Genomic DNA, 15,222 nt, shown 5'->3' on the forward strand with positions numbered 1-15,222 from the left:
CGCTCAGGCGCGGAATTTTTGGAGGTATTTAACACGGCTGCGCGGTAACCACAGTTCACCGTCGATGGCCAGCCGGTCGCCGGTCGCGGCCACGCTGGAAACGTCACCCAGGATCAGGTGGGATTCGTCCCAGTCCACAAGCACCCCATCGACGGCGGTGTCGTCGTCGAGGGTTGCGAGGAACCGGCCGCGTTCGGCCATGGTCAGGAGGCGGTCTTTGCGTCCCATGATCAGCACCCCTCGTTCGGGGTTTTCGATGTTCGAATTTTTGGGTTGGTGACCATTGCGGGGTCTGCCCTTCCGTTGGGGGCCTCGTCCCTCGTCTGGGTTTCAGTCGAGGTGGGTTCGCCGCAAACCTCGCCCCTCGCCCTTAAGGCGAGTAGGCGAGGTTCGCCGGACGAGGTTGGACGAACCTGGGCGAGGTATGTTGATTTGGGTGGAAAATTAGTAAATGTGATCGACAATGAAATTTCACTGTCGATTCTTTTCTGTGCACAAGTAGGGCAACGGGGTTGCTGGATTTAGTACGTCAGCAGGTCGCCGTCCTCGTACTTGGACCGCTTCACCGGCTCCGGTTTCTTCGCCACATACGCCCACGCGGCGCCCATGACAGCAATCAGCGGGGCCACATCCACAGGGGACTTCATCCGGTCCACCAGCCACGCACCATCACCGGCAGGCTTCGTCACCGCCATCTGCGCGGCCAGTGTCAGCAGCGGATCCCCACGGTGCCGGAACAACGGCTCACGGTCGGCAAGCTCAATGTCTTGGCCCGCCTCGTCCTCGGTGACGCCGCGGACAAGGTTCCAAAACATGCCCATGCCGCGGGACAAATCCGAACCGCCCCAAGGGATCACATTCAAACCCTCAATGGCCTCGAGGTCGGTCAGCAGCGCCGACACCGGGGCGCCGTTGGCTTGCAACGTCACCCCGAGCATTCCTTCCTTCATACCGTCCTTATTGACGAGCCTCTTGAACCACGGAACAATCCAGGCGGTGCCGCCGCGGGACTCGGCCAGCTCAACGTGCAACAGCCCATCCTTTTGCAGTGCCGCGACCGCGATATGCGCCCAGCCCGTGTTTCCCGGCTGCACGTCGATGCAGAACATGTAGTCGGGGCTCGCGCGCCGGGATGCCGGATCCTTCGCCAGCTCCCAAGCGCCGTCCGGGAAAATCCCGGCTAGCACCGTGTCCAGCCACTGGCATAGCACCTCGGTCCGGAACACCCGGTCGGGCGTGCGTGCGGCGGCGGCAATGGCTCGCTCGGTGACGTAGCCGTAACCCAGTGATGGGTTGGCCTGCTGCCAGCCGTTGCGGTCCCACACGGAACATTCCGGCAGAGCCGACCATTCAAAGATGCCGAGGGCGTCACTGAACTCTTCGTCGTCGTACTCTTCGTCGAGCCATTCTTCTGGGACGGTGATTTCCCCGAGGTCTTGAATGTTGTCCGGGTTCCCGAGCGCGGCGTGCGCCTGGTTCCGCAGGTAGCGCAGGACGATGGATGCCGGGTCGCCGGCGTTGGACGCGGCCCAGATTTGGGCGTTGGCCCGGGCCATCGTCGTAAACGTGACGGCCGCCCAGGCCTCCCAGTTCGTGTGTTCGCGCAGTTCGTCCATGAGGACCAGTTCCGCGGACTTCCCGCGCCCACCCTTGCGGCTGGCCGCAGCGACCTTGTACCGTTCGCGGGTGACCAGCTTCATCATCTTCCGACCCGACCCGGTCTCCACCTTGGCGACAAGCGGACCGAACTCGGAGTCGCGCAGCAGCTCCACAGCCTCGGCCCATTGTTCTTCGGAGACGTCCAAGTTCTGGGCGGTACCAATGACCAGGCGGGCAGCATCAACGACCATGCGCCACAGCGTCAGCACCTGCATGACGAGGGACTTGCCGTTCTGGCGTGCCACCAAAAGCAGCACAGTCCGGAAACGGTACGTCCCGTCGAGGTTCAATTCGAGCGCGTGAATCAGCAGCCATTTCTGCCAGGGCAGCAGGGTCACACCCAGCAGGGCGGCGAACTCGATAACCTCAAAGCCGAGGGACGTTTCCGGTGTCAGCTCGCGCAGCGGCGGCGTGAAGATGCGGGGCGTTTCGCACCCGTACCGCTTCGCTTTAGCTGGCTTTACCGCGACCATTCCGGCCACGTCCCTCCCGCTTGGCGCGCAGCTCGTCGCGCAGTTTCTGGGCGCTGGATCCGGTCGCACCAGCACTGCCGGAACCGGTGGTGACACGGTTCAAGTCCTTGAGCGCGGACAGGTAGGCGGCCGTCAGCCTGGTTGACGCGTTCGCGCCTTCCCTGTCCATCTGGCCCGCCAATGTGCGGCACAGCTCCATCAACGGTTTGTGGCTGCCGGTCAGGATGGCTTTGTTTTCACGGAACGCGGCGTTGAGGGCGTTCATGTGTTTTCGGGAGACGCGGGGTGTCTGGGGGGCTGCTGATTCGGGCATGGTTGCGGGCCTCGATCATGGTTTCTTGGTGGGTGAAAATGCTGTAGAGACAGAGAAACCTGCCCGGCGAAGGTCAACAGGCCCTCACGGCACCAGAGATTTAACACCCCCACCCATGCGTGTTTGTCAATAGGGTTGGAACTCGTGTTTTGGGGGTGTACCCGGGGTGTGGGTGGGGTGCGCGGTAGTGGGTGTGGACTTCGTTGTCATCGCTGCTGCCGCTGCCGTTGTTGTTGTTATGCGGGTGCGCCCCATGCTTCGGATGGTGTGCCTCGTTGCAGGTGTGGGTCTCTGTTGCCTCGGCGTTTGTTGCAGTCGAGGTGTGCGCTGCGTCCGTTGCTGGGTTCGTAGCGGAGGTGTGGGTGTGTGGACCATGGTTGTGCGTGGTCGTAGCTGAAGCTGTCGGGGTCGGGGTACTTGAGGTCGTACCTGATTGGTTGTCCGCATAGCCAGCAGTTGATGATGTGTTTGTTGCGTTGTTCTTCTACGAGGCGGGCGTAGAGGGCTGCGTCTGTGCCGGTTTCTCGGGCTGGCATGGTGTCACCTCGGGGCATGACTAACGCCCTGCACTTGGTGCAGGGCGTTAGGTGGTTGGTGTCCCGCGCCGTGTGTGGTGCTGGGGCCTGGGCGCGGGTACTTGCACCACACCGGGCCAGCGTGTGTGGTGGGGCTTATTGTTCGGGTTGTGGTGTGGGGTGCATGAGTTGACGCATTTCCTCGGGGGTGAGCGGGTCGTTGTTGCCTGCTGCTTTGCGTGCTTCTATGGCGTTGAGGATGCGTTGGTTGTTGGTGAGGCGGGCTGTGGCTGCGTTGAGTTGGGCGCCGTTGAACCAGTAGTCGAGTAGCCCGGCTTTGGGGCGTGGTTTGCGGTTGAGTATGCCCATGCCCTTTAGTGTGCGCTTGGGTGTCGGGTTTGTCGATGCTTTGTGCGGACCCATATTGGGTCGCGGCCGCGGCTTACCGTGTTCCATCCGTAGGCGCCGATGCTGATGGCTAGGGCGGGTCCGAGGATGCTGCCTGCCAGGATGCCGGCGCCTGTGGCCAGTAGCAGGGTTCTGGTGTTGCGGCTCATGTCTAGCCTTGGATGGGTGGGTAGTGGGTGCCGGTGTTGGGGTTCCAGGTGGTGCCGCAGTCGCAGACGCGCCATTGGCAGCGGGTGTTGCCTGGGCAGTGTTCTTTGGCGTGGATGACTTTGGGGGCTCGGCAGCGGGGGCAGTGTGTGCGTGCCGGTGTGGCCGGGTTTTGGGCGGGTTCTTGTGGTGGTGTTTTGCCGGTCATGACGGTGCCCGTCCTTCATTGCCATGTTTTAACGGCGAAACGCCCCACCTTGTGGTGGAGCGTTTGCCGTCTAGTTTTCGACGCCACTAGCTATGATCTGGCAACTAGTACACGTTTGTCAAGTAATTTACTTGTCTGTTGTGTAGGTGTGGGCGCGGGTTTAGTGGTCGATGATGGCGACGACCTGCACCATGTGTTGCGTTTTGTCGATGTGCTTGCAGGCCGGGCACATCCAATCCATGCCCATGTGAGATAGCACGTACTGGGCGAACGGGTTGCAGGCCGGGTAGACGATCGGGTCTGTTCCGGTGCAGCGGTGGACGGCTTTGATGTAGTGGGTGGCCGGGCCGCCGTGAGTGTGCTGCCAGCCCGGGTCATTGTGTCGGGAGTGTTCGCAGCGCTGTTGCGGGCCATGGATCAGTGAGGCCCAGACACCGGGGTCAACCTCAATGATGGTTGTGGTTAGCCCGTCCACTGGGTCACTGCCCACACGATCAGGGACACGAGCAGGACGGCGAGGGTGAGGGCCAGCAGGGCGGCGAACGCGCCGACCATGCGCAGGATGGTGCGGTGCTTGTCCTTGTTGTCTTCCGGGGTCATGGCGGCGGCCACGGCGAGGGCGACAATCACGAATGAGAACACGCCGACCATGGTGGCCATGGCGGGGATCAGGTTAGTCATTTTTTTGCCTGCTTCCGATGGTGAGTTGTGCGGTGTCGGTTCCGGTGCGGACGGTGATGATGGTGCCACCGTCCGCGTTGGTGATGGTGACGTCCCAGTCGGCGTTGATGATGCGGGCCAGGAACATGCGTGCCCGGTTCATGATTTGTTCGTGGCGTTGAGCATGGACACGACAGCCATTTCGGCGTTGCCGGGATCCCACCCGGCGTCGATGAGTTGCTGCCGCAAACCGTTGATCATGGCGATGCCTTGGGTTGCTTCTTCCATGGCCTTCATGGCCTGCTCATTGGACATCATGAGTCTTTCCCTTCAATCATTGCGGCACGGGCGCGCAGCCATTCGCGGTGATAGTCATTGCCGTCGTATTCGCCTTCAAGACCGATGAGTAGACGCGCCGGCATTGCCTCCGCTGCTTCTCGGAGCGCTTCGGCTTTGGCTTTGGCGGCGATGGCTTCGGTCATGCCGCGCATTTCGGCCACGAAAAGTTGGGCGGCCGGTCCTGCGTTCTCGATGGTTCCGCGAACAGTCCCGTTGGGGAGGATGGCCAGCATTTCTGACCCATCGTCGGCGTGGATCGAGAGCATGGTGTCAGACCTAGGCGAGGGCTGGATTGTCCCAGTTTTGATTGCTTCAGGGGCTGGGTGGTCCCGCGATGGCTTCATGTCGTGCATCTTGAACATGAAACTCTCCCAATTGATCATGTTTGTCGACGGGATGTTGGTGGCCTCGGGATCGGGGGTGGTCATTATTCTCCCTCCCATCGCCACGTTTTGATGTTGGATAGCGGGAAGAACTGGACGTCCCTGGCGGCCCCGCCGTAATCGCTGTTGGTCTTGACGACCAGCTGGTCGTTGCGGGTGACGGCGTCGTTTCCGCCGACCCGGGTTGTGGTGCCGTCCGTGAATGTGATCAAGACGTACCCGTAGTAGCGGCTCATGGTCGGTGTCCTTTTGTGTGCATTTCGTCGATGATGTCGAGGACGTCCCCGACCCGGTAAACAGGCTGATTCGCCTTATTCGTGCCCGCGGGTGTGAGTTTGCCGCGGCGTCTCCAGTCGTAAACGTTCTGGGCTGTGACGTCGACGCCTTGGGCGGTGAGGGCTCGGCTGATGGTGTCTGCGGTGGCGAGGATGTCTTCGGCCGCGTCGAGGGCGTTGTCGCGGCGGTCGGGGACGTTCCATTCGGTGCCGCAGCGCGGGCAGGTGATGTTGTCCTCGCGTGGCCGCGCCCAGAGTTGGTGGGTGCAGGTGACGTCGTTGGGGAACACGGCGCCGCAGGGGCCGGCGTATTGGAGGCCGGCGGTGCTGGGTGGCAGGTCGACGGCTTGGGTGACCATGCGGGCGGCGTGCATGACCTCGGCGTAGAGGGCGCCGATGGGCTGGTGCGCGACCAGCTTGTCGAGGACCCGGTCCAGGTGATAAGCCATGTCGTGGATCTGGAACGAGGCCGGGGCGCTGCCTATGGTCCGGTAGGTGACGTGGGTCCACACCAGCAGGGTCGAGCGTAGGGTGCGCATGACTTCCGAGGCGTCCACGTTCAGGATCAGCGGTTTCGTCCCGCCTTTGCCGCTGCTGCCGACGCTCTTGTTCATGCGGTCTTGTTTCGCGATCGTGTCCTCGAGGTCGCGGGCCAGGGCGGGCAGCCGGCGCAGCGTGTCGCGCAGCTGGGCGAGGTGGCGGCCGCACAGCCAAACGTCCTTGAGCTGCGCGGCGCAGACGAGGCATTCCGTTTTCATTTCGGCTCCGGGTATGGGTTGGTCTGCGGGTAGGCGGCGCGAGGCTGAAATGTGCCCGTGACGCGGACAGCGACAGCGTTGTTCGTGTCCGCCCCAACTACCACATATTGATCACCTGGGGTGCGACCAATGAAGTCCCCCGCCGGGGCGAACGGTCCTGCGTGCCGGCCGCCCATGTACGGGTTGGGGCGCCGACCGCAGTGGTCGGAAGCATCGTCCAGCCTCCCCGCGGCCCAACCGCGCGTCCATGCGTCTGCCTGGGCCCGCCGGACCGTGACGGTCAGTTCGTCAGCCAGTTCCTCGGATCCCCTGTAGCGGGGGCGATGCATGGACCGCTTGATCGCGGTGAGGATGGTGTTGCGGAGGTCGCTGCGGTTGCTCATTTCGTGTCCTTGAATTTTTCGATGTCCCAGATGCGGTCGACGATGCTGGTGAATTTCTTGGAGCAGCGGGCGCATTGACCCTCGCCGCTGTTGGCCAGCTCGATCGCGTCATTGATGAATTTGTCGCACACCACGACACGGATGCCGGCTGGCCGGTAGACGTGCTTCCCTGGGGCGGTTTCTCGGCAGAAGTGGACTCGTGCGAAGTGTGTTGCCGGTTGCTGGCAGTCGGTGTGGTCGTGGTGGATCATGTCGCAGACCAGCGGGAAGTCCAGCAGCGCCAGCGGGTCGGGTGCCGGTGCCGGGGGCTGCTCGGCTGGCTGTTCAGTCATGGGAGTCACCCGCCTCAATGGCGGGGCGGTCGAAATTGAAACCGCCCCAAGCACCGGGCGCCAACCGGATCGAGGTGTAGCCGAGGGCGTTCCGAAAGTCGAACGTCAGGGAATGGGTGGCGGAATCGACGCGGTACATATCGAAGAATGGGTCAAATCCTCTGGCGTAGTGGTGTTGCGTTTCAACACTCACTTCCTCGGGGTGTTCGATGGCGTAGGCGACGGCGCTGCCGTCCTTCATTTCCACAATGACGAAAGCCTTGAGGGGTCCAGCAGGCAGCGGCCCGGTGTCGAATAGGCTAGCCACGGTTCCCACCTCCCGCCTCGGTGTGGCAGGTGCAGGCGCCTTTGGTGCGACACACCCCGTAGGGGTTCCAGCAGCAGCCTTTGCGGCAGGGTGTGGCCGGGGCGGGGCGCGGCTCCCTGGGTGTCTGGATCATGACGCCTTCCCCTTTCCCTTCGCCGCGTCCCTGGCAGCCTTGCGGGCCTTGATCGCGGCAATCTGATCGGCGCGGGCCGCGGCGTCATGCCCGACCTGCTCCGGGGTCCGTTCGGGGCGGTCACCGCGGGGCAGCTGTGCGGCATGTTCCCGGGTGACGTGGTCGCCGAGGATGGAGGCGACGGGGTGCCAGTAGTCGCAGTACGGGCAGAAGTTCGGTCCGCGCTGGGGTTCCTGGTTGAGGGGGGTGCGCGCGTTGAACTGGGTGTTAGTCATTTGGTGCCTGCGATTCTTTGAAGGTTTCCCACAGGAGCTGGACGATCTGTGCATAGTCGTCGTTGGATGCGAGGGCCGTAGTCACTTCGCGGCTGTAGCCCTCGGCCTTGCACAGCAGCCCGAACACTGCCGTTTCAGCCATCCAATCCGGAATGTCCGGTGGTGGCGGGTTCATGAGTAGTACTTTGACGACGCGCAGGGCGGCCGCCGTGGTGACCGTGAACGAGTAGTCGTGGCAGATGATCAGCCCGTCCTCGACGATGAACATTTGACCCATCACAGGCCTCCAATCTGCCGCAGCACGAGGTGCAGCCCTGGGCCGCCATCCAGAGCCCACTGCTTTTGGACGTTCCAGTGGACGATGCGGGCGTCGTCGCTGATGATGCGGGCCTGGGTGAGCGCGTCACCGACCGCGCGCTGCAGCTTGTCCAGATCCGGTTTGCCCATGGGGACCGGGAAACGGGTTGTGCGGGGCTTCGGCATGTAGAAGATGCCGACCGCCTGGACCGGGCCAGACCATGGTTCCCAGTCGGGGCCGACCGTGGCTTTCATGTGGGCGACCATGATTTCCCGCCACGGCTTGAGGTTTTTGTTGGCCTCAAACATGATGCCTTTCTTGGTGACGGACTTGCTGCCTTGCGGGGCGGGGGCGGTGCCCCAGATCCCGAACCGGACCTCGCCGGTGAAATTCATAGCCGCCTCCTAAACCAGTGCTGTTCGTTGTTCGCCGCAATTGGCGCAGTAGGTGATTTGGTCGATTCCGTCGAACCAGCCGTTGTAGGTGTGTTCAGTGCGGGATCGGCAGAAACGTCCACATCCGGGGCAGTTTGCCGCCCATCCTCGGGGCTTCCGTGCCTCTGGTTCGGGCTCCGGGTCCGCGGCGTCGAATATTTCCCGGAAGCTACTCACGAGTCGCCCCTGCCGAGCAGCATCCACATGTGGTCGACGTGGTTGCGGGCTACATCGCACGCCCGCGGCAGCTGGTCCGCGGCGAAGTGCGGGGCGGCCATGGGGTCGTCCCAGTGGTTGCCGGTGTCGGGGTGCAACCGCCAAGCCAGGGACCAGCCACCGGACTTGTTCAGGTGCACGAAACCGCGGGGGTAGGCGAGCTGCTTCTTCATGACGGTTCACTCCTGTAGCTCTGGATCAGGTCGGTTACTTTGCGGAGATTGGCGGGACTGATCTGCTGGTACTGGAATCCAACGACGTTGCTGTCGTCGGGCTTCTCGGTCGGGTGGTGCAGGATGTGCGCAAACTGGAAACCGTAGTTGCTGCGGCGGATCACGGCGCGGGGGTATCGCTTGACGAACTTGGTCTTGGTCTTGGTCTTGGTCATGGGGTGTTCCTTTTCTCGACGAGGGCTGTGCGCGGGATCGGCACACCCAAGGGTGAATAGCATTGGTGGGCGGGGACAACGGGGCAGGCCAGGGATTCGGGGGTGTGGGCGCCTATCCGCCACTGATCCCGGGACCGCAACGTTTTCTGGGTGTCGCGGAGAATAATTTCGTAGGTGCGGCGCCCGGCCAGCAGCGCCTGTAGCTCCGTCATGACGGTGAGCTGGGCGGGGTCCACGATGCCGAGCCCGGCCCAGTCCTCGGTCCAGTCGTGGCCCTGCAGCGTCCACGCGCCGCAGTCCCGGCACTGCACCCAATGCGCGTTGTGCCCGAACGCTTCCGGATGCGCGGCCTTGATCTGCTCGAGCATGTACGCCGACATCGGCTTCTTCGGCTTCGCCGGGGCTTTCATGCCCGGCAGGTTCGGCTGCACTGGCTTCTTAGGCACGGGGCACCCCCTCAAACCCTTCCGGCGGTTCCTCCGCGGCCGGGGGTAGTGGTGCGGCCAGCGACCAGCCCGTGTAGCCCTTCACGATCAGGCCTTGGGCGGCGCCCTCTTTCAGGGCGTCCCGCCACGTCTGGGAACCGTAGCCGCGCTCAATGTTCTTCTCGATCCAGTTCCCGGACACGGGCCGCTCCTGCACAGACAGGAACTTGAGCAGCTTGCCTAGTGCGTCCTCGGTTTTGGATCGGCGCCGGGATCCGCCAATGATGTCGAGGTGGCGGGTGTCCGGGTCGTACTGCAGCAGCGACTCGGACACTTCGACGTCGCGGCCGAAGGCGCTGAAATAGCGCGGGCTGGTTAAATCCTCGCCGTCCTGGCGGACGAGCTTCCAGGTGGCGTCGGGCCAGTCGAGGATGCGGCTATCACCGCGGGATCGTTCGCCGCCGTGCCCCATATGGTGCACGACTAGGGCTTCGGCTGCGCCGGCTCCGTGGAGCAGGGCGTCGAAGGTGACGAGGAACCGGCCGGCGTCCTTGTCCTCGGACAGGCCGAGCGCGTCCAGTACGGGGCGTAGGCAGTCGAGGATGATCACGTCTGCGCCGGTGGTGGCCAGGGCGGCGGCCCATTGCTTGCGGGTGTCGTCGTCGAGGATGTCGAAGGCGCCGACCATGCCACGCAAAGGGATGAGGGTGACAGCGTCTGCATTCTGTACGTCTTGGTCTCTTAACCAGCGGCGCAGGGTGCGCTGGTCCAGTTCGTTGTCTATGAGGATGATGCGGCGGGCCGGGGCGGTGGTGAACTGGCCCAAGAATGGGGAGCCGTCAGCGAGGGCGCGGATCACGTTGCCGACCGCGGTCGACTTCCCGGCCTTGTACTGGGCGGCGAACACGACGCGGCCGCCGGTGGGCCAGACCTCGCTGATCCGGTATTGGACGTCCTCGTCGGGTTCGTTCAGGAACTCGCGCAGCCCGATCATGCGCGGCTTGCCTTGCCCTGCTTCGCGTTCGGCTTTGAGTAGCCGCTTGGCTGCTTCCTGCACCCTGCCGCGGTGGGCTTCTAGGGCGACGTCGCGGTTGAACAGCTGCTCCGGTATCGCGGGGCCGGGGCCTTGCTGCTGGGGCGCCTGCGGGGCTGTGGCGGGCTGCTGCGGGGCCATGTCCGGTTTTGCCACCGGGTTGGAGGTACGCGGCAGGCTGTTCAACCACGCCTCGGTCTCGTCCGGCGCCTTCACCCTCGGCATCTTCTCCCCAGCCGGCAGTGCCGACTGCAGCGTCCGCAGGATCTCCACATCATCGAGCCCGTTGGCCCGGGCCGCGGATCCCAGTTCCTGCAGCACCAGCGGGCCAGGTAGTTGCCCACCAGCGACCAGCTGCGCCATGTTGAACGCCGCCTTATTCAGCGTGTCGTTCCTGGTGCCCTCCGGGGCAGTGGCCACAAGCAAGGTCTCGGCGTTCAGTGCGGCGAGGGCGTAGCTGGTCGCCCCAGCCACATCCAGCAGCGGGGCAACCATGGGGGCGGGCCGTGACGGCTCATTGCCGTCACTCATACCCGCTTTCAGGTCGCTAATCCGGGGCATTACGCGGAGACCTTCCTAGCGTTGATTCGGGCCTGAATGCACGTCCGGCACTCACGGGCACCCTTGCGGTTGATGAATGTGTTTGCCTCCGTGTACTCGTGCCCGTGCACGCAATGCGTCTTGGGCTGGCGAGGCTTGGCGGACTTCTTCCGGTTCTTCCGGGTCGCTGCCAGCTGGCACGTCCGGCACTGCCTGCGGCCGGTCGCTTTGATGATGTACACGTTGTCGCGGGTCAGCTCATGCCCATGCGTGCAGTGCGTGCGCGGCGGCTTGGGCGCCGACGTTACCGGCTTGTACGTCCTCGGCTTGGTCGCGGGCACCGTAGCGAGCCCCAATTCGTGGCAGGTAAGGCAGGCCAGGCGCACCATGCCGGCCGGGGTTTCATACGTGAGAACGTTCCCGGGTTCGCGACGGTGTCCGTGCTTGCAGTAGAACTGTGGTCCACTGGGGCGGCCCCTCGGTGCGGGTTCCTCCCCGTCCATGACGACCCCGTTCGGATCCACCCCGCGCAGCCGCCGGTCCGCCACATAGGCGTCGAACCACTCCTTGTCCTGCTCGGGTGTTTCCGTCTTGGCTGCCCGGACCTTCGGGCCAGGAATGTCACTAAGGCGCGTTGCGAAGTAGCGTGTCTGATTCATGACTCGACTCCCAAAGTTTCAGCCATGCACGCGACAGCGTCACGGGCGTTTGGCGGGGTGACAGAATTGCCGATCGCCTTCACAAGGGACCGTTTGTTGCCTTCCATCCAGTAGTCGGCGGGGAACGCGAAACCATTGGCCAGCTCGCGGGGCTCCAACATCCGGAAAGTGCAGTCCTCAACACGGGGCCGGTCACGCATACCCATGAGGCCGTGGTGCGTGCCGGCGGCAACGATCGTGTCCAGGGCCTCCGTGACCGGCTTCGGGGCGTTGTGGCCGCGCAGCGTGATCATGGCGAAACGGTCGTGGGTGGTGATCGTCGGGATCGGCTTCACCGTCTCGTGCATGACCCCGTTGCCGTAGTACTCCATCAACAGCCCGGTCTCATTTCGGGTCGTCTGCGTCCGCATGGGGTCGGTGGTGGGGGCCGCTTGCTTGCCATCCCTGCCCTCGACCGGGATTAGCAGGCCGCGAGTGTAGGCCGTGGTTTGGGTGGGGAAGGGTTCCGTGCGGACGGGGGTGAGGATTTGGGATCCGCGAACACTGTCGATGCTGAACGGGGCGTCCCAGAACTTCTGGATCCCGGCCTCAATGCGGGCCATGGTCTTTTCCGCCAACGGCTTGCCGCGGTCCCCGATGCGCTGGCCCGGAATGGACCAGTCAATGGCCGTTTCGGCAGCCAGCCAGCCCGGCTCAACGATCCGGTTCTTGCACGAGGATTTGGGGCAACGCCAGTTGTACTGGGCGCGGTAGCGTCCCCATGGCTGTCCCGGCTTCTTGAATACCTGCATGGCGTTGACGACCTCGTCGCAGCTGGGGCAGTACGCCCTGGGCCGGAAGTATTTGTCCGTGTCGGGGGCCTTGTTGCCCTTGCGCCAGAACAGGACGTAGATGCGGTCGCGGGACTGGGGTGCGGGGTCGCCCAAGGCTTGGGCGTGCATGCTGTTGACGTACATGACCTTGTGCATGTAGCCGATGGCGTCCATGGCTCCGAGCCAGGAATCGAAAAGGATCCACTTCGCGGCGTCGACCACGTTCTCGGTGATGATGATCTGGTACTTGTGGAACTCGGCATACCGGACCACGTCCCACATGGTCGCGCGGGACCGGGCGGCAGCCTCGTCGGGAAGCTGTTCACCGAACAGGGCCTGCTGGTTCGTGATGCGCTTCTTGCTCTTGGCCACGCTGTGGTTGGTGCATTCTGGGCTGGCCCAGAGTGCGGTTGAGTGCTTGACGAGGCGCGGGTCGGTTTCCTTGATGTCGGCTGTGATGTGGTCGGTGGTGGGGTGGTTGTTCTGGTGCAGGTCGATCGCGAAATCCCAATGGTTCATCGCGGTTTGGACGTGCATCCCGCCGACCATTTCGACACCGGTGGCACTGCCACCCATGCCGCAGAACATATCTGTCCACTCGACCACTGGTGAATGGGTCATGCCGTCACCGCCTCGGCGGCTTCGCCAGCGGCGCGTAGCGCGTTGAGCTGTTTCCGGGCCTCCCACCATTCAGCCTTGGCCGGTTCGACGACGTCGCGGCGGTAGGTGGCGTATGCCTCGGTTCCCGCCGGTGGCAAGTTGCGGTAGTCGACGGTTTCGCACAGGGCGGCGTACAGGCGGGCGTCCTCGGACCGTGCCGCCTTGAACTCGGGCGTCTCAAAGTACTTCATGATGTGGCCTTGATGTGCTGGGTGATCATACGAACGGCAACCACTTGGCTGGTGGCGGGGATGAGTGCCCGGGCCGGATCCCAACCGCAGCAGCAGATGGGATCCCCGTTGTGGTCCTCGGCCTGGCCGTGCGTGGTCTGAACCGTCAGTTCTTCCCAGTCATTGAAGAACCGAACGGGTATATCGAGGGCGACGGCGATGTTGTGTTCGATGGTTGCGCCACGGGATTCGCGCCAACCGGGCAACTGCACCATGGCTTTGCATTCGAGCAGTGCGAGAATGTCGGTTCGCATGTACTGTGCGTAGGTCAAGCCTGGGGGCTGTTCCGCGGGGTTGAACACCTCGAGACCAGCGGCCCGGAGCTTATCGGCGGCGGCGTTGAATTCGTGCAGGTTCGCATCCTGCGCTTTGGGGTCGGCATTGGTGATGGGGCCTGAAATGTAAATCATTCCGTCACAACCTTTTCGTTAGTGCGAGCCCACGGGCCGACATAGGTTGAGACCACGATTTCGTCGTCAGTCTTAGCCAGGGCCTCGGTGGCCTTCCGTAGCTGAAACTCGTAGTGCGCGCGGTACTTGGCGATCATTTCGGGCCGGGTCTTGCGCCCGTAGGTGGCGATCCCGTACCCGCCGGCGGCGTGCGCCTCGGTCATCCGGTCGCTCATGCCGTCACCTCGGCCGTGTCGGTGACCTCGATGCGGACCTTGTTGCCGCGCATGGTCAGCACGGCGCGGAACGCTGGCAGGAACGCCGTCGTCTCTTCCGGCGCCGGATGCTTCACCAACTGCTCAGCAACCATCGTGTCGAAGTTCGGAGTCGACCCGATACGGACCCGGGTGATGGGGTCGCCAGCTGCCTGGGGGATGTACACGAACCAGCGGCCGCCGTGGGCGGTGACATGGTGCGGGCCGTCGACCGCGACGTGCCCGTTGCGGGTGCTGGTGCCAACGTAAACCTTCATGACTTGTTCCCTTCGATCTGGTCGGCGTACACGCGTAGGCGCTGTGATGCTGTTCGGTTGGGCATTTCGATTGCTTCGAGCCAGTCGGCGGCATCCCGCCACGCCTCGGCCTTGGCCTCGACGGCGATGGACGTGGCGGCCGCGGTCAGGGCGGCAATGTCACGGCGCATCCGGTCGGTATCTTCCACGCCGCACCATTCGCAGGTGTACGGGTCGTCTTTGCCGGGTGTGTGCGAGCTGTATTCGCCCATTGGGCCGATGCAAGCGCTCATTGCGTTGCTCCTAGGGTGAGGGGCTGCGTCCAGCGGTACACGCCGCCGTCTGCCAGCCGGGAGGGTGCGGCGAGGACGTAGCCGCCCATGCCGCGGTAATCAATGCCGGGGGCGAGGGCGGTGGTGTTGCCGTCGCCGCTGGGCGTGTAGTAGAAGTGGGTGCCGTGCGGGGTTGTGGCCACAGCCAGGGCGGGCTCGTCCAGCAGGCCACGGCCGCGGAGGATGGTGAGGGACTGGTGTCCTTTGGGGCCGTCGATGTCGAGGACGTCGAACTGGTGCCCGGTCGGCAGGCCGACGTTGGCTGCGGGCCAGTTGTGCCACCACGTCCGGATCTGGTCGAGGTCGGTGGTGGCTTCCTTGAATCCGTGTCTCGTGGCTGGCACCTTTTCACCGGGCCGGCAGGGGAACACCAGCAGGCCTTGGCCCGCGTACCAGAGCGCCGCGTTGAGCAAGGCGCCGGGGGCGTTCAGGCGGGCCTCCTGGGCTGCGTGTTCGGCGTCCACAGCACGCTCGGCCTGTATGACGCCCATGATGTTCTCGGGGGTTTGCAGGGCGGCCAAGTAGGCCTGCTGGGCTGGGGTGTAGTTCACTTCGCTCCCTTGGGTGTGCGGCTGAAATGGCCGTGGCAGGCGCACGGGCACGGGGTGTAGCAATCCGTCGCCGTGTCCCATCCATCCCCGCTGCAGGCGGCGTGCTTGCCGTCCCGGCAATCCGGGTTCATTGTGGTGTTGCGCTTGTCCATGACGTTCCTTTCGTTAGGTCCCGC

The 15,222-nt window shown here is 63.9% G+C and carries 30 protein-coding genes; all 30 read right to left on the minus strand.

The features are described 5' to 3' along the window. Positions 1–3: 3 nt before the first annotated feature. Complete coding sequence (locus tag PCK14_RS13480; protein WP_269939021.1) at positions 4–228, minus strand: hypothetical protein; 225 nt, start codon at positions 226–228, stop codon at positions 4–6. A gap of 293 nt (positions 229–521) precedes the next feature. Beyond that, positions 522–2,132, minus strand: coding sequence for a hypothetical protein (locus PCK14_RS13485; RefSeq protein ID WP_269939022.1), 1,611 nt, complete (start codon positions 2,130–2,132; stop codon positions 522–524). Next, positions 2,110–2,397 carry a hypothetical protein gene (locus PCK14_RS13490; protein WP_269939023.1) on the minus strand — a complete coding sequence of 96 codons (288 nt, stop codon included), beginning with the start codon at positions 2,395–2,397 and terminating at the stop codon, positions 2,110–2,112. The genes PCK14_RS13485 and PCK14_RS13490 overlap by 23 nt, the downstream gene beginning before the upstream one ends. Positions 2,398–2,681: 284 nt before the next feature. Then, positions 2,682–2,999, minus strand: coding sequence for an HNH endonuclease (locus PCK14_RS19370; protein ID WP_442864718.1), 318 nt, complete (start codon positions 2,997–2,999; stop codon positions 2,682–2,684). Positions 3,000–3,116: 117 nt separating this feature from the next. Then, complete coding sequence (locus PCK14_RS13495; protein WP_269939024.1) at positions 3,117–3,329, minus strand: hypothetical protein; 213 nt, start codon at positions 3,327–3,329, stop codon at positions 3,117–3,119. A gap of 554 nt (positions 3,330–3,883) precedes the next feature. Next, positions 3,884–4,198, minus strand: coding sequence for a hypothetical protein (locus PCK14_RS13500; RefSeq protein ID WP_269939025.1), 315 nt, complete (start codon positions 4,196–4,198; stop codon positions 3,884–3,886). Beyond that, entirely contained in the window at positions 4,186–4,404 is a 219-nt protein-coding gene (locus PCK14_RS13505) for a hypothetical protein (RefSeq protein ID WP_269939026.1), read from the minus strand. The genes PCK14_RS13500 and PCK14_RS13505 overlap by 13 nt, the downstream gene beginning before the upstream one ends. Further along, entirely contained in the window at positions 4,397–4,546 is a 150-nt protein-coding gene (locus PCK14_RS13510; protein ID WP_269939027.1) for a hypothetical protein, read from the minus strand. The genes PCK14_RS13505 and PCK14_RS13510 overlap by 8 nt, the downstream gene beginning before the upstream one ends. Continuing rightward, entirely contained in the window at positions 4,543–4,701 is a 159-nt protein-coding gene (locus tag PCK14_RS13515) for a hypothetical protein (RefSeq protein ID WP_269939028.1), read from the minus strand. The genes PCK14_RS13510 and PCK14_RS13515 overlap by 4 nt, the downstream gene beginning before the upstream one ends. Then, positions 4,698–5,150, minus strand: a complete 453-nt coding sequence (locus PCK14_RS13520; RefSeq protein ID WP_269939029.1) for a hypothetical protein — start codon at positions 5,148–5,150, stop codon at positions 4,698–4,700. The genes PCK14_RS13515 and PCK14_RS13520 overlap by 4 nt, the downstream gene beginning before the upstream one ends. Continuing rightward, complete coding sequence (locus PCK14_RS13525; protein ID WP_269939030.1) at positions 5,150–5,341, minus strand: hypothetical protein; 192 nt, start codon at positions 5,339–5,341, stop codon at positions 5,150–5,152. Before PCK14_RS13525 ends, PCK14_RS13520 begins: the two co-directional genes overlap by 1 nt. Continuing rightward, complete coding sequence (locus PCK14_RS13530) at positions 5,338–6,138, minus strand: hypothetical protein (protein WP_269939031.1); 801 nt, start codon at positions 6,136–6,138, stop codon at positions 5,338–5,340. Before PCK14_RS13530 ends, PCK14_RS13525 begins: the two co-directional genes overlap by 4 nt. Next, positions 6,135–6,521, minus strand: a complete 387-nt coding sequence (locus PCK14_RS13535) for a hypothetical protein (RefSeq protein ID WP_269939032.1) — start codon at positions 6,519–6,521, stop codon at positions 6,135–6,137. The genes PCK14_RS13530 and PCK14_RS13535 overlap by 4 nt, the downstream gene beginning before the upstream one ends. Continuing rightward, positions 6,518–6,853: a hypothetical protein gene (locus PCK14_RS13540; RefSeq protein ID WP_269939033.1), complete on the minus strand. Its 336-nt coding sequence runs from the start codon at positions 6,851–6,853 to the stop codon at positions 6,518–6,520. The genes PCK14_RS13535 and PCK14_RS13540 overlap by 4 nt, the downstream gene beginning before the upstream one ends. After that, on the minus strand, positions 6,846–7,160 hold the full coding sequence (locus tag PCK14_RS13545; protein ID WP_269939034.1) for a hypothetical protein: 315 nt from the start codon (positions 7,158–7,160) through the stop codon (positions 6,846–6,848). Before PCK14_RS13545 ends, PCK14_RS13540 begins: the two co-directional genes overlap by 8 nt. A 129-nt stretch (positions 7,161–7,289) precedes the next feature. After that, the gene (locus PCK14_RS13550) at positions 7,290–7,568 is read right to left on the minus strand and encodes a hypothetical protein (protein ID WP_269939035.1); all 279 of its coding nucleotides are present in this window, start codon (positions 7,566–7,568) and stop codon (positions 7,290–7,292) included. After that, positions 7,561–7,845, minus strand: coding sequence for a hypothetical protein (locus tag PCK14_RS13555; protein WP_269939036.1), 285 nt, complete (start codon positions 7,843–7,845; stop codon positions 7,561–7,563). Before PCK14_RS13555 ends, PCK14_RS13550 begins: the two co-directional genes overlap by 8 nt. Continuing rightward, positions 7,845–8,261 carry a RusA family crossover junction endodeoxyribonuclease gene (locus PCK14_RS13560; protein ID WP_269939037.1) on the minus strand — a complete coding sequence of 139 codons (417 nt, stop codon included), beginning with the start codon at positions 8,259–8,261 and terminating at the stop codon, positions 7,845–7,847. The genes PCK14_RS13555 and PCK14_RS13560 overlap by 1 nt, the downstream gene beginning before the upstream one ends. Before the next feature lie 212 nt (positions 8,262–8,473). After that, complete coding sequence (locus PCK14_RS13565) at positions 8,474–8,689, minus strand: hypothetical protein (RefSeq protein ID WP_269939038.1); 216 nt, start codon at positions 8,687–8,689, stop codon at positions 8,474–8,476. Then, a complete protein-coding gene (locus PCK14_RS13570; protein ID WP_269939039.1) occupies positions 8,686–8,904 on the minus strand; it encodes a hypothetical protein in 219 nt (72 codons plus the stop codon). The genes PCK14_RS13565 and PCK14_RS13570 overlap by 4 nt, the downstream gene beginning before the upstream one ends. Beyond that, complete coding sequence (locus PCK14_RS13575) at positions 8,901–9,350, minus strand: hypothetical protein (RefSeq protein WP_269939040.1); 450 nt, start codon at positions 9,348–9,350, stop codon at positions 8,901–8,903. Before PCK14_RS13575 ends, PCK14_RS13570 begins: the two co-directional genes overlap by 4 nt. Beyond that, positions 9,343–10,893 (minus strand): AAA family ATPase, encoded by a 1,551-nt coding sequence (locus PCK14_RS13580; RefSeq protein WP_269939041.1) that lies wholly within the window; start codon positions 10,891–10,893, stop codon positions 9,343–9,345. The genes PCK14_RS13575 and PCK14_RS13580 overlap by 8 nt, the downstream gene beginning before the upstream one ends. Before the next feature lie 29 nt (positions 10,894–10,922). Beyond that, positions 10,923–11,561, minus strand: coding sequence for a hypothetical protein (locus PCK14_RS13585; RefSeq protein ID WP_269939042.1), 639 nt, complete (start codon positions 11,559–11,561; stop codon positions 10,923–10,925). Beyond that, complete coding sequence (locus PCK14_RS13590; RefSeq protein ID WP_269939043.1) at positions 11,558–12,994, minus strand: DNA cytosine methyltransferase; 1,437 nt, start codon at positions 12,992–12,994, stop codon at positions 11,558–11,560. Before PCK14_RS13590 ends, PCK14_RS13585 begins: the two co-directional genes overlap by 4 nt. Further along, positions 12,991–13,224, minus strand: a complete 234-nt coding sequence (locus PCK14_RS13595) for a hypothetical protein (RefSeq protein WP_269939044.1) — start codon at positions 13,222–13,224, stop codon at positions 12,991–12,993. Before PCK14_RS13595 ends, PCK14_RS13590 begins: the two co-directional genes overlap by 4 nt. Beyond that, a complete protein-coding gene (locus tag PCK14_RS13600) occupies positions 13,221–13,673 on the minus strand; it encodes a DUF4406 domain-containing protein (RefSeq protein ID WP_269939045.1) in 453 nt (150 codons plus the stop codon). Before PCK14_RS13600 ends, PCK14_RS13595 begins: the two co-directional genes overlap by 4 nt. Next, on the minus strand, positions 13,670–13,888 hold the full coding sequence (locus tag PCK14_RS13605) for a hypothetical protein (protein WP_269939046.1): 219 nt from the start codon (positions 13,886–13,888) through the stop codon (positions 13,670–13,672). Before PCK14_RS13605 ends, PCK14_RS13600 begins: the two co-directional genes overlap by 4 nt. Continuing rightward, positions 13,885–14,184 (minus strand): hypothetical protein, encoded by a 300-nt coding sequence (locus PCK14_RS13610; RefSeq protein ID WP_269939047.1) that lies wholly within the window; start codon positions 14,182–14,184, stop codon positions 13,885–13,887. Before PCK14_RS13610 ends, PCK14_RS13605 begins: the two co-directional genes overlap by 4 nt. Next, positions 14,181–14,456 (minus strand): hypothetical protein, encoded by a 276-nt coding sequence (locus PCK14_RS13615; RefSeq protein WP_269939048.1) that lies wholly within the window; start codon positions 14,454–14,456, stop codon positions 14,181–14,183. Before PCK14_RS13615 ends, PCK14_RS13610 begins: the two co-directional genes overlap by 4 nt. Then, entirely contained in the window at positions 14,453–15,046 is a 594-nt protein-coding gene (locus PCK14_RS13620) for a bifunctional DNA primase/polymerase (RefSeq protein ID WP_269939049.1), read from the minus strand. The genes PCK14_RS13615 and PCK14_RS13620 overlap by 4 nt, the downstream gene beginning before the upstream one ends. Between the last annotated feature and the right edge of the window lie 176 nt (positions 15,047–15,222).

The sequence above is a fragment of the Arthrobacter sp. HY1533 genome (assembly GCF_027568515.1).
Taxonomy (GTDB): domain Bacteria; phylum Actinomycetota; class Actinomycetes; order Actinomycetales; family Micrococcaceae; genus Specibacter.

Bases quoted from the DNA above. Each gene is read 5' to 3' on its own strand.
- PCK14_RS13480 (WP_269939021.1), bottom strand. From the start codon at position 228: ATGGGACGCAAAGACCGCCTCCTGACCATGGCCGAACGCGGCCGGTTC.
- PCK14_RS13485 (WP_269939022.1), bottom strand. From the start codon at position 2,132: ATGGTCGCGGTAAAGCCAGCTAAAGCGAAGCGGTACGGGTGCGAAACG.
- PCK14_RS13490 (WP_269939023.1), bottom strand. From the start codon at position 2,397: ATGAACGCCCTCAACGCCGCGTTCCGTGAAAACAAAGCCATCCTGACC.
- PCK14_RS19370 (WP_442864718.1), bottom strand. From the start codon at position 2,999: ATGCCCCGAGGTGACACCATGCCAGCCCGAGAAACCGGCACAGACGCA.
- PCK14_RS13495 (WP_269939024.1), bottom strand. From the start codon at position 3,329: ATGGGCATACTCAACCGCAAACCACGCCCCAAAGCCGGGCTACTCGAC.
- PCK14_RS13505 (WP_269939026.1), bottom strand. From the start codon at position 4,404: ATGACTAACCTGATCCCCGCCATGGCCACCATGGTCGGCGTGTTCTCA.
- PCK14_RS13510 (WP_269939027.1), bottom strand. From the start codon at position 4,546: ATGAACCGGGCACGCATGTTCCTGGCCCGCATCATCAACGCCGACTGG.
- PCK14_RS13515 (WP_269939028.1), bottom strand. From the start codon at position 4,701: ATGATGTCCAATGAGCAGGCCATGAAGGCCATGGAAGAAGCAACCCAA.
- PCK14_RS13520 (WP_269939029.1), bottom strand. From the start codon at position 5,150: ATGACCACCCCCGATCCCGAGGCCACCAACATCCCGTCGACAAACATG.
- PCK14_RS13525 (WP_269939030.1), bottom strand. From the start codon at position 5,341: ATGAGCCGCTACTACGGGTACGTCTTGATCACATTCACGGACGGCACC.
- PCK14_RS13530 (WP_269939031.1), bottom strand. From the start codon at position 6,138: ATGAAAACGGAATGCCTCGTCTGCGCCGCGCAGCTCAAGGACGTTTGG.
- PCK14_RS13535 (WP_269939032.1), bottom strand. From the start codon at position 6,521: ATGAGCAACCGCAGCGACCTCCGCAACACCATCCTCACCGCGATCAAG.
- PCK14_RS13540 (WP_269939033.1), bottom strand. From the start codon at position 6,853: ATGACTGAACAGCCAGCCGAGCAGCCCCCGGCACCGGCACCCGACCCG.
- PCK14_RS13550 (WP_269939035.1), bottom strand. From the start codon at position 7,568: ATGACTAACACCCAGTTCAACGCGCGCACCCCCCTCAACCAGGAACCC.
- PCK14_RS13555 (WP_269939036.1), bottom strand. From the start codon at position 7,845: ATGGGTCAAATGTTCATCGTCGAGGACGGGCTGATCATCTGCCACGAC.
- PCK14_RS13560 (WP_269939037.1), bottom strand. From the start codon at position 8,261: ATGAATTTCACCGGCGAGGTCCGGTTCGGGATCTGGGGCACCGCCCCC.
- PCK14_RS13565 (WP_269939038.1), bottom strand. From the start codon at position 8,689: ATGAAGAAGCAGCTCGCCTACCCCCGCGGTTTCGTGCACCTGAACAAG.
- PCK14_RS13570 (WP_269939039.1), bottom strand. From the start codon at position 8,904: ATGACCAAGACCAAGACCAAGACCAAGTTCGTCAAGCGATACCCCCGC.
- PCK14_RS13580 (WP_269939041.1), bottom strand. From the start codon at position 10,893: ATGAGTGACGGCAATGAGCCGTCACGGCCCGCCCCCATGGTTGCCCCG.
- PCK14_RS13585 (WP_269939042.1), bottom strand. From the start codon at position 11,561: ATGAATCAGACACGCTACTTCGCAACGCGCCTTAGTGACATTCCTGGC.
- PCK14_RS13590 (WP_269939043.1), bottom strand. From the start codon at position 12,994: ATGACCCATTCACCAGTGGTCGAGTGGACAGATATGTTCTGCGGCATG.
- PCK14_RS13595 (WP_269939044.1), bottom strand. From the start codon at position 13,224: ATGAAGTACTTTGAGACGCCCGAGTTCAAGGCGGCACGGTCCGAGGAC.
- PCK14_RS13600 (WP_269939045.1), bottom strand. From the start codon at position 13,673: ATGATTTACATTTCAGGCCCCATCACCAATGCCGACCCCAAAGCGCAG.
- PCK14_RS13605 (WP_269939046.1), bottom strand. From the start codon at position 13,888: ATGAGCGACCGGATGACCGAGGCGCACGCCGCCGGCGGGTACGGGATC.
- PCK14_RS13610 (WP_269939047.1), bottom strand. From the start codon at position 14,184: ATGAAGGTTTACGTTGGCACCAGCACCCGCAACGGGCACGTCGCGGTC.
- PCK14_RS13615 (WP_269939048.1), bottom strand. From the start codon at position 14,456: ATGAGCGCTTGCATCGGCCCAATGGGCGAATACAGCTCGCACACACCC.